At 35.4% G+C, this 18,364-nt stretch carries 22 protein-coding genes and 1 pseudogene; 2 read left to right on the forward strand and 21 right to left on the reverse strand.

Translation table 11 applies throughout. The annotated features are described in order from the left end of the window. Positions 1-2: 2 nt before the first annotated feature. The 16 genes from ACU68W_RS01885 to ACU68W_RS01960 all read right to left on the reverse strand — a co-directional run bounded on the left by ACU68W_RS01885 (position 3) and on the right by ACU68W_RS01960 (position 12,674). A complete protein-coding gene (locus ACU68W_RS01885; protein WP_003417623.1) occupies positions 3-506 on the reverse strand; it encodes an antirestriction protein ArdA in 504 nt (167 codons plus the stop codon). Positions 507-523: 17 nt separating this feature from the next. Beyond that, positions 524-1,027: an antirestriction protein ArdA gene (locus ACU68W_RS01890; RefSeq protein ID WP_003417621.1), complete on the reverse strand. Its 504-nt coding sequence runs from the start codon at positions 1,025-1,027 to the stop codon at positions 524-526. After that, positions 946-1,242, reverse strand: coding sequence for a hypothetical protein (locus ACU68W_RS01895; protein ID WP_010774377.1), 297 nt, complete (start codon positions 1,240-1,242; stop codon positions 946-948). Before ACU68W_RS01895 ends, ACU68W_RS01890 begins: the two co-directional genes overlap by 82 nt. 100 nt (positions 1,243-1,342) lie before the next feature. Next, a complete protein-coding gene (locus ACU68W_RS01900; RefSeq protein WP_003417620.1) occupies positions 1,343-1,816 on the reverse strand; it encodes a GNAT family N-acetyltransferase in 474 nt (157 codons plus the stop codon). Positions 1,817-1,892: 76 nt separating this feature from the next. Then, positions 1,893-2,114, reverse strand: a complete 222-nt coding sequence (locus tag ACU68W_RS01905) for a hypothetical protein (RefSeq protein ID WP_002323342.1) — start codon at positions 2,112-2,114, stop codon at positions 1,893-1,895. After that, the gene (locus tag ACU68W_RS01910; protein ID WP_003417615.1) at positions 2,115-2,249 is read right to left on the reverse strand and encodes a DUF3789 domain-containing protein; all 135 of its coding nucleotides are present in this window, start codon (positions 2,247-2,249) and stop codon (positions 2,115-2,117) included. Positions 2,250-2,260: 11 nt separating this feature from the next. Further along, positions 2,261-3,457 (reverse strand): MobT family relaxase, encoded by a 1,197-nt coding sequence (gene mobT / locus ACU68W_RS01915; protein ID WP_003417612.1) that lies wholly within the window; start codon positions 3,455-3,457, stop codon positions 2,261-2,263. Positions 3,458-3,701: 244 nt separating this feature from the next. Continuing rightward, a complete protein-coding gene (locus ACU68W_RS01920) occupies positions 3,702-4,118 on the reverse strand; it encodes a hypothetical protein (RefSeq protein ID WP_003417609.1) in 417 nt (138 codons plus the stop codon). A gap of 3 nt (positions 4,119-4,121) precedes the next feature. Further along, on the reverse strand, positions 4,122-5,504 hold the full coding sequence (locus ACU68W_RS01925; RefSeq protein WP_003417607.1) for an FtsK/SpoIIIE domain-containing protein: 1,383 nt from the start codon (positions 5,502-5,504) through the stop codon (positions 4,122-4,124). Positions 5,505-5,604: 100 nt separating this feature from the next. Then, complete coding sequence (locus ACU68W_RS01930) at positions 5,605-5,931, reverse strand: hypothetical protein (protein WP_009274548.1); 327 nt, start codon at positions 5,929-5,931, stop codon at positions 5,605-5,607. A 15-nt stretch (positions 5,932-5,946) separates the two neighbouring features. Beyond that, on the reverse strand, positions 5,947-6,354 hold the full coding sequence (locus ACU68W_RS01935) for a helix-turn-helix domain-containing protein (protein ID WP_003417606.1): 408 nt from the start codon (positions 6,352-6,354) through the stop codon (positions 5,947-5,949). A gap of 166 nt (positions 6,355-6,520) precedes the next feature. Then, positions 6,521-6,904 (reverse strand): YdcP family protein, encoded by a 384-nt coding sequence (locus tag ACU68W_RS01940; protein ID WP_003417604.1) that lies wholly within the window; start codon positions 6,902-6,904, stop codon positions 6,521-6,523. A gap of 15 nt (positions 6,905-6,919) precedes the next feature. After that, positions 6,920-7,246 carry a YdcP family protein gene (locus ACU68W_RS01945; RefSeq protein ID WP_003417601.1) on the reverse strand — a complete coding sequence of 109 codons (327 nt, stop codon included), beginning with the start codon at positions 7,244-7,246 and terminating at the stop codon, positions 6,920-6,922. A 234-nt stretch (positions 7,247-7,480) separates the two neighbouring features. After that, positions 7,481-10,525: an SrtB-anchored collagen-binding adhesin gene (locus ACU68W_RS01950; RefSeq protein ID WP_003417594.1), complete on the reverse strand. Its 3,045-nt coding sequence runs from the start codon at positions 10,523-10,525 to the stop codon at positions 7,481-7,483. A gap of 622 nt (positions 10,526-11,147) precedes the next feature. Continuing rightward, positions 11,148-11,504: a hypothetical protein gene (locus ACU68W_RS01955; protein WP_000599722.1), complete on the reverse strand. Its 357-nt coding sequence runs from the start codon at positions 11,502-11,504 to the stop codon at positions 11,148-11,150. Between the two features lie 222 nt (positions 11,505-11,726). Further along, positions 11,727-12,674 carry a hypothetical protein gene (locus ACU68W_RS01960; RefSeq protein WP_243402569.1) on the reverse strand — a complete coding sequence of 316 codons (948 nt, stop codon included), beginning with the start codon at positions 12,672-12,674 and terminating at the stop codon, positions 11,727-11,729. 803 nt (positions 12,675-13,477) lie between these two features. Between ACU68W_RS01960 and ACU68W_RS01965 the strand changes: the two genes are divergently transcribed. Continuing rightward, positions 13,478-14,458: a site-specific integrase gene (locus tag ACU68W_RS01965; RefSeq protein WP_000009490.1), complete on the forward strand. Its 981-nt coding sequence runs from the start codon at positions 13,478-13,480 to the stop codon at positions 14,456-14,458. 162 nt (positions 14,459-14,620) lie between these two features. Then, positions 14,621-14,857 (forward strand): annotated as a pseudogene (locus ACU68W_RS01970) (hypothetical protein); the annotation flags it as partial. Positions 14,858-14,930: 73 nt separating this feature from the next. On the opposite strand, the gene ACU68W_RS01975 reads toward ACU68W_RS01970, so the two are convergent. The 5 genes from ACU68W_RS01975 to ACU68W_RS01995 all read right to left on the reverse strand — a co-directional run bounded on the left by ACU68W_RS01975 (position 14,931) and on the right by ACU68W_RS01995 (position 18,337). Continuing rightward, positions 14,931-15,260, reverse strand: a complete 330-nt coding sequence (locus tag ACU68W_RS01975) for a hypothetical protein (protein WP_000359188.1) — start codon at positions 15,258-15,260, stop codon at positions 14,931-14,933. A gap of 649 nt (positions 15,261-15,909) precedes the next feature. Continuing rightward, the gene (locus ACU68W_RS01980; RefSeq protein WP_001027813.1) at positions 15,910-16,293 is read right to left on the reverse strand and encodes a hypothetical protein; all 384 of its coding nucleotides are present in this window, start codon (positions 16,291-16,293) and stop codon (positions 15,910-15,912) included. A gap of 15 nt (positions 16,294-16,308) precedes the next feature. Then, positions 16,309-16,998, reverse strand: coding sequence for a hypothetical protein (locus ACU68W_RS01985; RefSeq protein ID WP_000039974.1), 690 nt, complete (start codon positions 16,996-16,998; stop codon positions 16,309-16,311). A gap of 424 nt (positions 16,999-17,422) precedes the next feature. After that, positions 17,423-18,154: a 23S rRNA (adenine(2058)-N(6))-methyltransferase Erm(A) gene (gene erm(A) / locus ACU68W_RS01990; protein WP_070815268.1), complete on the reverse strand. Its 732-nt coding sequence runs from the start codon at positions 18,152-18,154 to the stop codon at positions 17,423-17,425. 57 nt (positions 18,155-18,211) lie between these two features. Next, complete coding sequence (locus tag ACU68W_RS01995; protein WP_017650677.1) at positions 18,212-18,337, reverse strand: erythromycin resistance leader peptide; 126 nt, start codon at positions 18,335-18,337, stop codon at positions 18,212-18,214. Between the last annotated feature and the right edge of the window lie 27 nt (positions 18,338-18,364).

Raw genomic sequence — 18,364 nt, forward strand, 5'->3', positions numbered from 1 at the left:
CGTTAATATGGTATCTCGCACATACCTCGGCTTGTTTCAATGAAGCAACCGCCCATATCCAAATCTCGCCCGTAGGCTTCATAGTCAATGTAGTTCTGTAAGCTGGGTGGAATGTCGCCAAGTGCCTGCAATTCGTCTATGTAGTAGTAGGCAACGTCTGTCATGGTTTCACAGTCTGGATAATAATAAATATCGTCCTTGTGTTCCACGACTTCTTCCAGCGTCCCGTAGTGGCTGATAAATTCGTCCAGACACTCTACGATATAGTCGGGAAGTTCCTCTATCATTTCATACATAGAGTTCAGTTCTTCAATGGAAACATACTCGCCAATCGCAATGGGAAAGTTATCGGTATCATGGATTGCGTATTCCTCATACTGTTCATTCAAGCCGATTTTTTCTTTCACATCTTCCTCGTCAATGGGGAACGTGAACCACGCACCGACTAAATAGCCCTCGTTGTATTTGCCAAGATTAGCAATATAAACCGCCATATCATCAATCATAAGCACCACCTCATTTCCTACTCTGGCAGTTCAAAGATACCGTGTTCCGTTACTAAAAATTTCCCGTGTTCCTGCAAGTGAGAAGCGTAGGCTTCAAAGTCAAAGTAATATTCTTGACAGTCCTCGGATAAATGTTTGAACGTCGGGTCGTTCATCAGCTTTTGCCTTGCAACATCTATCATGCTTTTGCAGTCGGGATAAACCGTAATCACGTTCCTGCAAATATAAAGTGCTTCTAAATTCTCAAACACCGTAAGAAGTGATACATATTCTTCCTGCATATCGCTTGAAAGCTGGCGGTACATAAAATCTAATTCGTTGAGCTGATACACGCTGGTATGTTCGTGAACTTCATTAGCAAAAGCCAACACCTTTTCAATAATGCGGTAATCCCCACTTTCTGCACCGACACCTAACTTTTCTTCAAACTCGGCAACATCTATCGGCAGGTCGAACCAGTATGATATTGTTTCTTCGCCAGTTGTTCCTCTCGTTTCCACCAGCACCCTTGTTTCCTGCATTGTTCCTCACGTCCTTTCTGTTGTTTCATCACATCTTTTAAGGTCTGGTACGGCATACCAAACACATACTTTGAAAAATCTTCTAACTGTCTTTCTTCATAGTCGGCAAGGTTCAGCCGTTTCATTTCCTGCCACACCTTACGCTTGTAAGAGGGCTGGTCGGAAATATATTCACAGCCAACCTTTACCTGCATATCCTTAAAAATATCGCTCATTTCATCACTCCAATCTGAAATTTAGGTAAGAAAAAAGCAGTCAATCCTAAGACTAACTGCTTTGTGTGTATGGATATGAAATTGTAAACTAGATTATCTGTTATAGATTTACAGTCATAATATATTCTTCGCTATTTTCATCAACAACAAGAAAACCTGCTTTCTTATACATCTTTACTGCATAATTATTTTTTTGAACAGATAAGGAAAGTTTTGAATATCCAGAAGTTTTTTCCACCAACAATAACTGTTGCAATAATGAAGTTCCAATCCCTTGTCCTCTATACTTTTGAAAAACAGACATAGCAAGGGACGGTGTATCATTGTCAATGTGTCCGTAATCGTTCATTATTCGTACCCAAATAGCACCAACAACATTTCCTTGAACTTCCGCAACTAAAGCCCTATCATCTTTTCGCTTTCCGAATTCAAAAACATATTCTTGCAATTCTGGGCAGTTAATGATTGATTTAGGTGGTGGCTCAACACCGTCTGGAATATAAATTGCATTATACAAAAAGTCATTGAGTAAATCATATTCTTCCTTTTTTATTTCTCGTATAATATAATCCATAGCTTAACTCCTAATCTATTTTATCTTTTTTCACACCCCGATTATATCATTCGCATATCAGTACCACAATAAAATTTTATGCACCAATAATCTTATTGAACAGCTCTAACAGTACATCTTTCACACCGCCAGCATTGAATACCAAACCGACAGCAATCAAGGCAACTACCAAGAAGCCAATAAGTTTTGAAAACTCACGTTTAAACCCTAAGTAGATACCGATAACCACAATCGCCATAAGCACTAAGCTCTGTGCGTTTGATAAAAACCATTGATACAAATTTTGTCCGAAATTCATTTAATTGTCCTCGCTTTCTTCTAATTGTTTCATTTCATAGTCAGCTTCTTTGCCGATATTCAAAATACACATCAAGACTACACCGATACCCATTCCCATAGATACCAGCAGGAAGTCTTTTAATAATACCCACATTTTTATCACTCCTAACTTTCTACTAAATCTTTTGCAGGGGTCGTCTGCTGTTTGATTATCATTTCATGCTTTTCTGTGAGCTTTGCCTGCTGTTCGATTGTTTCCATGTAGTCTGTACCGTTTCCCTTATCAATCTTTTTCAGCATTTTCAAGGTTGGTGCTACCTGCCTTTGTACCCACCGCAATGTACGGTCTAAGGTATAAGGCTCTGGCTTTGTCGTCAGCTTCAAGCTCTGTCTGTTATCGCCGATAAACCACGCCCAGCGGTCATTGAGTTTCCAGTCATTTTTTCGCTTGTCTGGTTCTTCATCAACAAACCGCACATACTGGTTGATGATAGAAAAGGCGGTCTGCTCTGCGTCATAATAGGTCAGCAAATCTCGTACTGCATAATAGGCTCGTTCATTCCGAAGCCGTATCTCAAAACGGTTGATAATGTCGGCTTCTTCCAGAGGTGTCCCCAGCTTGACGTACTGCTCATAGTCCTTTTCATAGATACAGAAATACACATCTGATTTCAGCGAACCAAGATAAAGGGTACGTCCCATATATTCTCTGTCGTCCTCTCTGTGCTTGATAAGCTCGCCCGACTGGTAAAACTTATAGCTTCTGGACTTTCCGATATATTCCCGTTTCCTGCATTTTTCCGCAAGCTCTGGAATATCCAAAATGCCCGTATGGTCGTTGATAGCAAGGTCGATACGCTTCATCACGCCACCGTCTACGAGTGCGTCCATGAGAAAGTCATACCAGCTTCTTTGCTGTGCCAGCAGGTAACTTTCAAACTGCCTGCACCCACGCCCCTTTAACTCTAAAAGGACACCTTTTTCTTCGTCAGCCGACGTATAGATAAAGATGTCCCCTAAAGAATAATGCTCCGTATAACTGTAACGCCCGTAATCTTCATGGAGCATATAGTTGATATTCAGTTTTAATATGTCTTTGATGATGTGCTGTATATCCAGCGTGGGAAAACGGATTTTCACATAATCAAACAGCATGGTAAGCGGTGCTTCTGGATTGAACCTTGCCAGTTCTTTATGCAGAGTTTCCAGAAGTTCTTTTGACGGCTTCATTTTTCCACTTTCTATCTTGTTGAGATATTCCCTTGTGATACCAGAAGCCAACGCCAGCCTGCCTTGTGAGATACCATAAGCAATCCGTTTCTCCCGTAATTCTTTTATCCATTGTTCTTCATTCAGAACCATACCCCCAATCTGTAAAGTGTGAAGTTTTTTAAGGCGACTTCACAGCCGATTTTTACTAGGAAACCATGTCAGAAGCCTTATGTTTCCTATGTTTTTTGTCTATTGTTTATTTGCAAACGTACCCCTCTGTTAGATACCGAGGGGTTCATCAGCAGAGCAGGGACAAGCCCTGCTCTGCAAAACGGCTTCCACGGTCGTATTTGCTCCGCCGACCGTTCCTGCCGTTGTGCAGGCAGAACTTATCCTACCTGTTCATACCAATGTAAACCATGATGAATGAAACATCAGCGGATAAACATAAATTTAATGTTTCTTCTGATATTTCACTTTTACGGATAGGGTCTGTTTCCAGAAAAGACTTATCAAGCAATTCAAAAACAAAATCAATCTGGCTGTTGCAAGCCGACTGTTTTCTATTTAAGCGTATCAAGAACAAATCGGGCATGAAGTTTTTTTCGTGAATTGCATTTTCAAGAATAGTATCAGCTTTTTTCTCAAACTGATGTTTTGGATTACATTTAAAATCGTGATAACGTTTCTGCACAAATCCCTCGCAATCGGCTAGAAAATCTCCATAATTGATACAGATACATTTTACGCTCTTAGATTTCTCGTCTTTATCTTCTGATTGTATTATTTTATTGATTTCTTTTATTTCCATGAGTTAGTTCTCCTTTCCTTGTTGTTCTGGCATAACTTGTCTTTCTTGTGCAAGCCTGCCGATAGTCTGCAAAAAATCATGTCCTTTCGGGACTAAAGGCGTGTAAAATTCACTTATCACGCTTGTTCCCACATCACAATAACCACGCCCCTTGATACGCTTCTGGAAAAACTGCTTTTTCACGTCTGAACCAAACAGCATACCGTAACCTAATTCACTGATACGCCCAAGTCCCACACGGAAATTGAAGTTATCTCTGATACCGTCTGAAAAATACTTTGCGTCTGGACGCTGGCAGGCAACGATAAGGAAATATCCTGCTTGTCGTCCCAACATAACGATTTTCTTTAACTGGCTAAGCAGGCTCACGCTTTCTTTCGTCCCAAGCATTTCAAAAAATGCTACATATTCATCAAAGATAAGAAAGCAGGGTGGAAGTCCCAGATAGGCGTAGTTTTCGCCAGTCTTATAGTTCGGGTGTCGCTTCATTTCCTCACTTCGCTGTACCATGCCCTCATAAAAGGCATTGACGCAATCTATCATTTCTTCTTTGGTGTGATACACATTTCCCATAACTGTCCCTAAGTCTGCAAGGTCAGCGTTCTTCGGGTCTAAGATATAAAGGACAGCGTTGGTATGCAGTAAGGCTTCAATGAGCGTCAGCAGGAAATAGGTTTTACCGCCACCCGTTCCACCAGCAATCAGAGCGTGAGGGAGTGCGTCATATTCCCAGACAAGATTGTTCATCAGTTTCAGACTGCCGTTTTCTGCCCGTACTTCATCAATGGTAATGCGGTTCGCTATCATATCATAAAGCAGGGTATATTCGATATAGCCGTCATGCAGGGTCTTGTCGGTCAGCTCGCAATACAAGCCACTTTCCAATTTATCCTCTAACCGTAAAAGCTGGTCTTGATATTTTCCTAATGTGATTTCACAGCGGATATGAAGCAGTCCCTTTTCCATTTGATAATAAATCTTTGGAAACCAGACGATTTTTTCCCTTGATCTGCTTTGCAGGTCAGTAAAAAAACCGCTGTCTTGTACGGTATCGGCTTCATACCACTTATTTTCCAGTATCATTCTTGCCAGCTTTTGACGGTGCAGGAGCTTCTTGAAACTGTCGTAACAGAAGCGGTAATACAGAAAAGCGACCAATACACAAGCACCAGTCGCTATCAGTATGGTTATGAAGTTGTAAGGGGAGAGCGTCAAGTCGTTTTCTAACAAGCTGAAATGCTCCCAATCGGTACACATGAGCTGTTTGATATTCAGTAGCAGAAGAACCGCCACGAACACAAACAGAAGCGTCCCTATGGAAAAGTGGTAGACAAGGTGCTTGTCGCTGGCTCTGATACGATGTCCTTTATTCCAAATCTTACGCATAAATCATTCGCTCCTTTCTGGGTATGAAAAAAGCAGTCAATCGTATAGACTAACTGCTTTGTAAATGTTGCAAGATATAATCATAAATCTGCATTTTTAGTTATATTAAGGTCGCACATATAATGCCAATTACACCAATAGCCAAAAATAACAGTCCAACACCTGCTGATTTTTTACGTTTTTCTAATTCTTTTGAGTTGCTTTCACTCATATTTACAATAGGGTATTTTCTTCTTCCGATTAGATACATAAGCAAACCACTTGAATTATTCCCACTCATTGTAAATACTCCCCAAAATTTAGGGTGCTTTAATCCTCTGGCTGTTGCGTCTATAACAGTCATATGATAAATCTGAAACACAACACAAAACGCTCCTACAAGTGCAACTGCTCCACAAATTACCGCTAAAACTATGTTCAAATCCATAACAAAATATCCTCCTTAAAATTTTTTGATTATCTGGTAAAGTAATGCTGATGAAGTGATAACCATAAGACAAAATATTCCAACTAAGAAATAACGGTTATCTGGTATAAACATATTTAATGTTATCAGCAATGCTACGACAATGATATTTACAATAATTGCCCATATCATTTTTTGGTTGCTTTTTACAACATTTGTACTTTCTTCTAAATGTTCAATCATTTTTTCATCACCCTTTAGCAATACGTCAAGACTTATAGAATATAGGTTGCTCAACTCTATTACACTGATAATGTCTGGGTAAGATTTTTCATTTTCCCAGTTTGAAATTGTCTGCCTTGATACATTGATTTTTTCTGCAACATTTTCTTGTGTCATTCCAGACTGTACTCGTGCATTTTTAAGTTTCTTACCTATTTCCATATTTCGATTGCTCCTTTCGGTGTCATTGTCATATATTAACCCTCAAATGTCTATCCAATATCTTCGACAAAGCCTTTTTTCCTTGTCAAAATTGTTTTACATAGCTTAAATACGGCTCTTTTGGCTCATTATACTGTAATTTCAGAGTAAAATCTATGACCTAGATTTATTTTTTTGACTGTCCTTGCGGTGTATGGTTCTGTGGACTGCCTGCGTTCTGGTTGCCTTTATTCTTCAACACAATATCCTCTGCCTTTACATACCAGTCCACATCTGCACCCGTATAAGTTTTTCGTGATACTGTATCGGCTACTGGATTGACAAGCTCCACGACTGCATTGTACGGAAATTCCCTTAACGGTACTTCTGGCGGTACAGACACGGGGATAATTCCACCATGCAGACTGCACTTCAAATCATAGATACGCTTTTTAAGCTGGGTACTCGGTGTCCCGTCCTCATTCTGTAAGAACACATCACGCACCGCTGTAAATTTTAATTCTCCAAATGTTTTTTCTTTGTCAATAACAAACCCGTTTGATAATCTCATAAATTCTTCACTCCTTTACTTTTCTTCAACTGCTACAATATCATCAGCAACTAATACATAATCGGTATGTCCCATATCCCCGATTGCGTAACCTCTGCCGTATAACTTCGGATTGACAAGTTTTACTTTCTGCTCATACTTGAACTTCTTTTCGCCAGCCTGCACGGGAATTTCCACCACAACATTTTCGCCTTTCTGTACGTCAGAATAAAGGTTATAGCTTCGTCTGGCTAAGACCCTACGGTTATTTTTATCTCTTTCAAAGATAGGCTCGCTTTCGCCTGCAAATTCAAGAGTTCCAAAAGACTGTGCCATATCTGGCACGACATATTTCATTTCCATATTGTTTTACCTCGTTTCTTTCTATTTTTAATAAATTGATTGTGATTTCTTATTCTGGCGGTTTGGGAAGTACCAGCAATCCCACAGATAGTAAAGGGTAAAATCAATGCTTACGCACCCTTGACTATCCGTGTTCTTGCAGGTTGTTGGCAGACAAGCCAGAATAAGCGGAAGTCTGCCGTTTGACAGCTTCGGCGGAGAGCGTGATTTTTCTTTTCTCATACCGTTACCGCCTTATGATTTTTTCATTTTACGGCGTTTGTAGAAGAAGATACCTGCCAGTCCAGCACCAGAGGTCAAAAGAAGTGCAAGCAGTCCGTAAAGGTTTGTGTTATCGCCCGTTTTGGGACTGTCGCTCGGTCTGTTAGGCTTTTCTGGTGTCGGTGGTGTTTCGGGTTTCTCTGGTTCTTCTGGCTTTTCCTTAAAGGTAATTGTCTGTCCCTTATCCTCAATATCCTTATGTTCGGTAACTTTCTTCGGTTCGTCTGGATTGCTCAAATCGTACAATTCTTCAAAAGTTACAAGCTGTTTGCCGTCAAGAGAAGTAGCGTCAAAGGTAAAGGCAACTTCCACTTTCATAGTTTCGCTGTCAGCGATAAACGTATAATCACTTTCCACACGTTTTCCATTGATAAGAAGCTCTGCATTTTCTTCCCTTAACATCTGCCAGCCCACAAGTTTGTACTGTGTACCGACTTCCAAGCCCTCTAAGGTTACGGTATCAATGAATGTAACGTCTTTTCCAGCTTCAAGCTCTTTGTTGCCGTCCTTATCCGTAGCAGTCGTATGTATCTTGATGATACGTTCTGTAATTAAAACGGTCTGCCCGTCGTCCTCAATGTCTTTATGTTCCGCAACTTTCACGGGTTCGTCTGGATTGCTGAAATCATACAATTCTTCAAAGGTAACAAGGTTTTTGCCACCTAAAGCAGACGCATTGAATGTATAGGAAATTTCCACTTTCATTTCTTCATCATCAGCGACAAAAGTATAATCGTTTTCTACACGTTTCCCGTCAATGATAAGCTCTGTATTTTCTTCTTTTAACATCTGCCAGCCTTTGAGCTGATACTTTGTGCCTTTTGTAAGTCCGTCTAATTTGACAGTATCAACGATTGTTACCTCTTTTCCTGCAAGGATAGTTTTTTCGCCGTCTTTGCTGGTTGCTGTGGTATGGATAGAGATTTCTTTTTCGTATTCATCAGTCAGCGTTCCTAAATCAACCACAAGGTTATTTCTTGATACCACGATTTCAAAAGGTGGGATAAGTTCAAAACCTTTGTTACTGTCGCAACGCATTTCTTCAATGATGTAGGTATCATAAGGCAACGCACCCTTGCTGTCGTCTGGTTCAGAAGTTCCAAACCACACACCGTCCTCGCTGGTCTTTCCTGCGTTTGTATTGTGCTTATGTGAAGCCCAGTCAGCAGAAGTGGAAAACTGCCCGTTATCATCAGTTACCACAACATGATTTTCGCCCGTCGTCTTGCTTGTGATCCTAAAGGGAACATCAGCAAGACGCTTGTGTGTGCCTGCACCGATTTTTACACCCTCAATATCTCCACGCTTAATCTGATTATAGATAGAATGGGCTTCGTCTGTTAAGTCCACGATTTTTCCATTTTCTGTGATTGTAAAATCAATCGGTTTTGCACCGTCAGTTAAGTAACCGTTGGGAGCTTCACTTTCAACGATACGGAATTTTCCATAAGGTAAAAGGTCAGCAGAAGTAGAAGTGATACCCTCAATATCTGTACGAATTGTCTTTACCACTTCATTTTTCTTATAGAGCTTACCCTCAACCAATACCGCATTTTCATTTAAGGAAATGATGTCAAAAGCTGTATCTTTCAAAGTGGCACTTCCTTGTGGCTTTGTATCGCCCGTTTCTAAATCTCGTTTCTGAATTTTGACACCGCCACGGATAACCTTGTCTGATACGGAAAACTGGTTACTTCCAGATAATACGGCAAGGTCGCCGTCCTCGGTAATCTGTGTTACATATAAGCCCTTAATCTGTTCGGACTTATCGCCAGCCTGCATATATGCACCGTCTAACAAGTAGCCGTTTGGAGCTTTTGTTTCTTCAACGGTTAGCGTTCCAAGTGGAAGAACCGCCTTGCCGTCCTGCATATAGAAGCTGTCGCCAGATACCTTGTAAGCGTCCGCTAATTTTGTAATATAATGGGTTGTCCCGTCGCCGTCTGTTTCAGCGATTGTCTTTGTAACCCATGTACGAGTAGCTTCGGCAGGGAGATTGTCTTTGTTATAGAAGCCTGCATAATACTTCCATGTAAATTCCGCACCTGCTAAAGAAGCGTTCCCCTGCGGATTGTCTTTCTGTGTTTCCATATCAATCTTGAAAAGTTCAATCAAAGTGTCCGTTACTTTCGGCGTATCAGATACATTCAAGGTTGCTGTCGTTCCAGCTTCAACCTTTAAGGAATATACAGTTTTATCTACTTTATATCCTGCTGGTGCGGATAATTCCTTGATATAGACTGTGCCTGCTTTTACCTCTGCAACATCTGTGTTTCCGTTTTCATCAGTCGTAAGGGTGGCAAGCTGTTTCGTGCAGTCCTTATCAGCAAAGACACCGTATGTTGCACCAGCGATTGAGTAATTCCCGTTACCGTCTGTAATGCTGGTATTACTGGAAGCCTTTTGAAGTTTCGCATTTCCGACATTCAGTTTCGCCCAGAATTGTCCCAATTCCTGCCCCTCGCCAGAGTAGATATAACCGCCACATTCATAGCGTCCTTTATTTTCTTTGACAAAGGCTCTAGCACCAGAGAAAACTTCGTCCTGCGTTGCCTTTGGAATTTCATCATAAGAAGCTCGCACGTTATCACATTGCCAGCCAAGATGTACGCTCAATCTCTGCCAGACTACAAGCTGTCTTAAAAGGTAAGCGTGATTTTTGCTTATTCCGCTGTGGCTGTCTGTGTACTGTTTCACATATTCGATAGATAAGGCAACGTCGCTTATCTGGTCGGCACTCATACGGGTGCTTGCGTCAGCTCTGGTCTTGTAGCCGTTCCTAAAATCTGTGTTAATGTCGATACAGTAAGCGTCCTCGCCCTCAACGGTTAAATGTCCCTCATTAAAGGTAGAACCAATCGAACCGTCATTCATTACTTTTTCAACGATACCGACACGCTCTTTTGACTCCGTCCAGTATTGCTTGCTTTCTGCATGAACGGGTGTCGTCGGTAAAGCAGTAACGACAGTTGCAAGAGCTAAGAAGCCCGTACACAATCGTTTTAACATCTTTTTCATAAATCTAATGCTCCTTTCATTTTGGGTAATAAAATAGCCGTCCAATAAGAACGGCTGGAAATAGAAAAGGAACGTCATGTTAGGCGTTCCATAGTCTATAGGTTATTCAATTTTTTCTTGTTTCAATACTGATGTGTTGTACCATATCTTTGCATATCTAGGAAAACTTGCGTATCAAGGCTCATTCGTTAGTAGTAAATAAGTAGTAAATTGATGTGTTTGTTTCCTTGAAAATGCTGATAGATACTGTATTTTAGCGGATAATCAGATTTTTATTGTGTTTTTAATTTAAAAACCCATTTTCACGAGTTTTTCTTAGCGGTTCTATCTTAAGCATCAAAGAGTTCAATAATTGGATTACGATTCAAGTGCGAGACTATAGAGAGCAAGTAATTACACTTCAATACTCTAAAAACATGCGTGTAAATGATGTTTCGCTCGAAATAAATGACTTTGTATTCGTATCGGCAATACTAGTCTCTGCAAGGAAAAATTATGATGAAATTACAGTTGACTATGAGGATTTAATAGTGGATGATTTAGCTGTGAATTAAAAAATAAAAGCTTGAGGTTAGACAATCTCAAGCTTTTATTTTTACTAGATTTAATTATAATTTTTTAGTCACTCTCTTTGGATCTCATACACAAAGCTATGCCAGTTATTAAAGAATTTTTCATTAAACAAATGGGACAACTTTATGAAGTTTTTAAAGCCTATACTCTCTAAATCAAGCTCTATATCAAAACTTCCATAAACTTCTGCATAGCATCTTATGGTTACTATCATATCGCTTAAAAAGTACTGAAGTGACTCACCTTCTCTTTCTAGTAAAATATCTCTGACGCCATCTACACAATAATAGTGTCCTCCAACATCTAGCCACACTTCTTCACTTAAAATAGATTTTTCTACCGACATAATATTCATGACTACACTTTTAAAAACCTTATCCAACAATTCTTCTTTTTCTAATATCATAATAATTTCCTTTCCTAATATATATAGTTACTTCTTACAGTCTTTATATGTCAGAATTAATATCCAATAACAAACTTGTCGTCATTGAAAATTCTTCCTATTATTATAAGAGATTGCTACTTATCTTTTACACTAACTAAAGAGAGTAATACTTTCTTTAAATTCTACTACTTACACCAATCGAATATCTATCCTTTTTCACAATACATATCACTTCTATCCTCATTTAATGAGGTCATGAAATTGACTTTTTATACTATAAACTAAATTTTCAACTTTCTCTTTTTTATTTTTAGAATAATAAAGATACGGCTCCTTGCATAACAGTCTTTTTATATATCCTAAAATGCGCCCTTTGTTTTTATCTTTTAAAAAAACTTCACTAACAATTTCTAACAAATCATCTGAATCAAAAAGTATTTGATAACCTAATTGCCTTTCTTGAATTAGGATATCGCTAATCATTAAGCTTCCCCACTCTTTTCCTCTTCGATCCTTTTCCCTATATTTTTTAACGGCTTTCACAAGAAGGTCTCTACACATTAATTTTTGCTTTTCATATGGCTTAAAAAGATTTTTTTCTAAATATAAGAATAATTTTTGACGAAACACTTCTTCATTTAAATTAAAAAGATTTGTTTCTTCAAAAAAATCTTTAAACTTATCTGTTTTTTTTATTGTATGCTCATATCTATAAATACTCCCATTTAGTATCTCTCCATTTTCATCAACGATGACGATTTCTTTATTTTTATGCTTCTTTTTTGTTTCTTTTAATTTATCATAAAATGTAATTTTATGTCGTTGATTTTGTGCTGTTATTGTTTTGGATTCATAGCCGTCTTTCTCTTTATGGTTTTCAATATCTATGCAAATTTTCATATACGGGATAAATCTAACCAGAGTACGTAATGGGTCTTCAAAATCTTTAGTATTACCTGTCGTTAAATAATTGTAGTTAATTTCACAATAGTTAAAAATGACATTTGATATGTCTATCTCAATTTTATAATCTTCGTATAATATATTTTTAATTTCCACAACCACATCTTTTAATTCTTCTAAAGAAAAATTTTCTATATTTTGTCCTAGAATGTCCGTTGGCGAAAAATCTATTCTTGCATATAAGCCACAATCTATGTTGCAACAATTCTCTCTTCTTATCTCCAATCGCCCAATTCCTCCCCTTTCAATTCGAATGGATTTCAGTTCTTTTCTATAATAACTAAATTTCGTTATTCCATATGAGTTCTGATATAAGCTTATTAAGTGATTAATCTCATACTCGGTAACTCTTACATTCTTAAATTTCACTCTATCAAAGCCAATGCGTTGAAATTTCTCATATCTTACTAAGATGTTTTTTTTCTATTTTCATAATTCCCCCATATAAAAGAAAGTTTTTAATCTATCTCTTATATGTCAGAAAATTTAATATTTTTATTTTCTACACAGGATTTCCAATAAATAAAATCTGTTTATACGGTCCATTTATGGACGTATAAACAGATTTAGGGTATTTACCAAGGATAAGTTTTTAAACTCTTTTGTTATTAAGAACCTTTTCTGACAAATTATAAATAGAAGATTGATGGTATGGAGAAAATAAAAAAGATAAGTGATCAAAAATGAGGAAACAAAGAGAGGAAGTCGCAAAATATGAAGTAAGAAAAAAATAAAAAAGATTTATAGAGCAAAAATTTTAAGTATGTAAAAAAATGTATAGTGTAGGAATTCACTTACAAAAGCATTAAATAGCAAGCCAAGCTATCAATCTAAAAATGTGTACTTTAGAGCAAGCCAAGCTCTTTAAAAAATGTGTTTTGTCTTAGATTGGACAACTTAGAAGCTTCTACGGACTCGGTAGTATAAAAAGCTTAGTCTTAACAATTAGAGTAACAAATAAGGCTCTAGAATCGTTTTTAAGAGCTTTAATTTTAAAAAGATAGTTATATATTTGAAAGGAGCATTCTATGTCTTTTAATATCACAAACAAAGCTTTTAACAAAGAATTTGGAATAATAGATGAAGAAAAGAAAAAAACTAAAAAATGGGATAAAAGAAAGCAAAAAAACATTTTAAAAAATCAGATTTATGATAGATTAACAAGAATGTTAAATGATGGTATGAGTACATCAAGAAATGACGATAAAAATGATTTATCAACTACAACAATAAATAAAATTTATAGCGTTACAACTTATAAGACATACAAAAAACAATGTTATAAATTTGCAGAATTTTTGAAAGAAAATTATCCTGAAATAAAGAAAATGCAACAAGTTAAAACAGAACACGTAAATGAATATCTGAAAAACTTAACAAATCAAGACTTATCTGCTTACTCAATTAGCACATCTAAATCAGCTATAGCAAAGGTTTTAAGAACATCATCTACAAACTTTATAGCGACAGCTCCAAGGACAAGAAAATCAATTAAAAGAAGTCGATATGAAGCTAAAAGAGATAAACACATATCAGAAGAGCTAGAAAGAAAATTTTCTAAAATAACAAGCTCTACAGGATTAAGAAAAAAAGAAATGGAAGCTGTAAGAGGGGTTGATTTAAAAGAAATCAACGGAAAATATTATGTAAAAGTTAGACAAGGAAAAGGTGGAAAAAAACGCTTAGCTTTAATCATGGGCAAAGATAAAGAAGAAACAGATGAAATAATAAATATTTTTAAAGAAGCTGGAGAGCTTAAAATAGCACCAAAATTACCTTCTCATTATGACAACCACCACTACAGAGCAGTATACGCCAAGAGAATTTATAATCATTATGCAAGACCAATAGATGAAATACCTGGTGGTTTAATTTCAGAAGGAGGAGAAAGATACATCATGAGAAATGATAGAGCTGGAGAAATATTAGATCGAAAAGCTATGTTAATAACCAGCAAATACTTAGGACATAATCGTATTGATGTAATCGCTCAATCTTATCTGTACTAAAATAAATAGATGTAGATATAAAATCTAGGTTTGGAGAAATTGATTTAAAGCTAGTTATTTTCTTATGATATACAACATCCACTGAATAAATTTTAAAAAATTGAAACTGAAATAAAGATCTTACATCATGAAGTATAAAAATGTAAAAAAACTGAATAAAACCAATTTACAGAGAAGTATTATATCGAACTTTCTATTTATAAAATAGCTACTAATGAAATTTTAGAAATCTATAAAATATTACCAAACATAAAAGAAATATTAATCAGACTCGATAAGTTGCAATAAAAAAGAATACCCTTATGCAAGAGCATTCTTTGAATAAAGAAGAATTTTCTGACCTTTTTCAGTATAGGAAAAACTATGAAAATCACTTATGGGAAGGAAGTGGAGAGATAAAATGCTATAAGCAGATAAACTTATATCTTTTTAAGATTATTTACAAAATTTTACTCTAAGCTTATTATATTACTTAAGGAGATCCTACTAGATGACCTACGAACATTGTTATAGGAAGTAATAAAATCAAAAGGATATTTAATGCCATAAACAACTTATCCTTTTCCTTTACCCCATATACTAAACCTATTAGTCCAATAATTGGCAGAAAAACATTAATGTGAAATTTATAATAATCTTTATGAATTTCATGAGCATCTATATAATTACTTGATTTGATTTTTATTTCACATCCACCATTAAATTTACAAACAACTTCATAAATACCATCACTGGAAAAATTTAATGGATATTCAACATTTTCATCATGATTTATAACTCCAATATATGCCAATTTATCCATTATTATCCACCATAAAATTTACTACTATATCTTTTAAGAGACATTTTAAAAATAAAGAAGGTTAACAAAAACAAAAATGTTCTTGATAGTAGTAGTTTTATATAATCATGTTGTAGTAAACTTAAAACTTTTATAGTCATCGGAAATGTAATATATCCACTATTAACTACTAAAAGTACCATTAATAAAATGTAATAGTTTATATAAGTAAACAAATCCTTTTTTAATAGTAATAAAATAGATAGAACTATATAACTTGCAGATAGAATTTCTAAAATTGTTAATACATTAAACTTAATACTAATTAAATACACTTCACCTGTTATAAAATAATTAATTCCTTGAAAAAAAATTTGTCCCAAAATATAAAATATTAATTCAGTCCCCAAAATAATATAAAATATCTTTCTAATATTCTTTTTCTCGTTAATTGAATATATTACCATATAGTCTTTCTGTATACATATAAACTTTTCATTTATTACATTTAATACAAAAATAGGCACCAAGAATATTAAAAATACTTGATGAGTCAAAAGACGAAATAAGGAGTTACTCTAGCACTTTTATTGTTTTTTATTACTTCCATTGCATATTCTTCTCCATCTAGTTCATCTAATTCTTTAGTTGCTACTGCCATTTTCTCAGTTTAATATAGATCCTTGCCTAGCTTATCAAAATCGCTGAAGTTATTTATAAGGCTATAGCAATGCAAGTTGAAACTTAGGCTTACTAAATCTGCCATTGTATTAGGTTCTTCTGTAAAGGTCGCAGCACAAAACTTTTCTATTTCCCTTGGACTGAACCCATCAAATCTTTTCATTAAATAGTTTAGTTCATCTATATTTACATTTTTATCAGCCAGTATATTTGAAAATCTTTCATCCCTACTGCCTTCTATATAACAGTTTGACCTTGTACTCATTTCTATTCCTAATTCATTGCATACCTCTTGTAGTTTATCTTCCTCCATTGGAATCCATATGGTTTTTCTTTTATCATCATCCCTTGATTTTTTAATAGTTATATTCAATCTTTTTCCTCCATTCTATTTATTAATTAAAAATAACTCTGTCCCGTATCTATTGATTAAGGCAGAGTTAATTATTGATTTAAATATATAGTCATCTATTAATTCCCTATCTGCTAGCTCATTGATTCTTATACACTCCTTTCCAGTTGATAGGGTCTTTGCAGTTTGGTATAAGGCATAGCCATTGGTATCTATATCCCGAAGACATATTTGTTTTAAGCCAAACTTAACATTTAAAATATGATTTTCAGAAACCTTCCATAGATTTTCATCGGCAGTAAGTAAAAATAGGATAGCAATAAATCTTGGGGATATATCATGAATATCTAGATCTTGGTTTCGAAGAAAATTATAGAATCTTTCTTTGTGGTTATGATTTAAAAAGATTTCCCCCTTGAAATTATTTGCTAGACTTTCTAATCTTTCCTTTAAATAATAATTATTTATCTTTCCAAAGCACTCTCTGACTAGATCCTTATATCTACATCTATCCACATTGATTTTGAAGTTTGAACCAATGTGTCCACACTCCTTACAATCATCATCAACATTAATCACACCAATCTTGCAATCTCCATCACCCCCTTGGCAATTAAAATAATTATTGATGATTATTCCATTTCCTCTTGGCTGGAAATTTGGAACCATAACCATCAATTGCTCTATTCCTTCCAAGGATGTACCATACATAAATAATTTTGACATTGTTCCCAATCCTTTCTTTCTATTTTTAAGCATAAAAAAATGACGAAGTTTATTGGTCTTTAGTTGACCTAAACTTCGCCACCATATTCTCGATATTTAATCTTGATTTATATACAAATAGATGTATTAGAATATCAGATATTCTAATACATCTATTTGCTACATTTCAAATTCCTTTAAATATTATTTCTTCATTAATTAGTTGCACATATACCTACTATATCAATAAATTTTGAGTTATCATTGACTATATTAGTTGCTATTATCAGAATAGTCGTCGATAACTATATTTTCGTGCAAATATGCAAATAAGTAAAATGATAGTTATGTTATATCATAATAATTGAAAATAATAGAATGCATTTTTCAATGTAATAAGATTAAGCGTTCTCTTAAAGTTAGAGAACGCTTAATTATTTTTAATTTATTGAAATAATTTGTAACTATTGAAAACAGACAAAAATTGTTCATTGGATAATTTATCAAGATCAGTAACATTCGCATGCTTCAGCACCTGTCTTAATTGATTTTTAGTAAAAAGAACATGATATTCCCTGTTTACCCATTTATAAACGAAAAATCTATACTTTTTGTAGTCCTTCTTTAAAATAAATGGTTTATGCCTTTCAAGTACAATCAATACAGAATCTACATTAGGCTTAGGGTGAAAATATGCTCGTGGCACTTTTTTAAGAATTTTTATATCCATTTCCACCATTAACAGCAAACCTAAAGCTCGTTGGGTATTTTGCAACCTTTTAGCAAATCCCCTCTCTACAATAAGGTAGCTATATTTCGCTTGACTATCAAAAGCAATCTTTTTTACAATATCAGTACTAATATTGTAGGGAATATTACCAAATATTTTATAGTCTGTATTTTTAGGAAAGCTAAACTTCAAAATATCCTCATGAATAACTTTTATATTCTGAAAAGGTTCAACTGCTTTTTTCGTGGCATGACATAAACCTTCATCAATCTCTATAGCATTCACCCGTTGACTCATTTCCACAAGTTCCTTGGTAAAATGTCCTTTTCCTGACCCAATTTCTATTATTTTATCTTGTTTATTGATATTCGTATATTTTAATATTTCCTTTACATGCTTTTTAGATGTAATGAAATTTTGCGTATTTTTCAGGTTTTTCTGTTTCATTATAACCTTCTCCTTGCCGGTTATAATGAACTAATCTTAAGAGCTCATTATAACCAATTATTTTTGGTTTAGTTGATAATGGAATCTCTCAATAACAAATATAGAAAACATACCCATACCTTTACCTCCTTTAATTTTTTTCATTATAAATGAGATAAAGTAATATCTACTACTGCAATACATGTACACATATTTAACTCCTCCTTATGC

The sequence above is a fragment of the Finegoldia sp. P2-F-LR genome, from assembly GCF_052932265.1.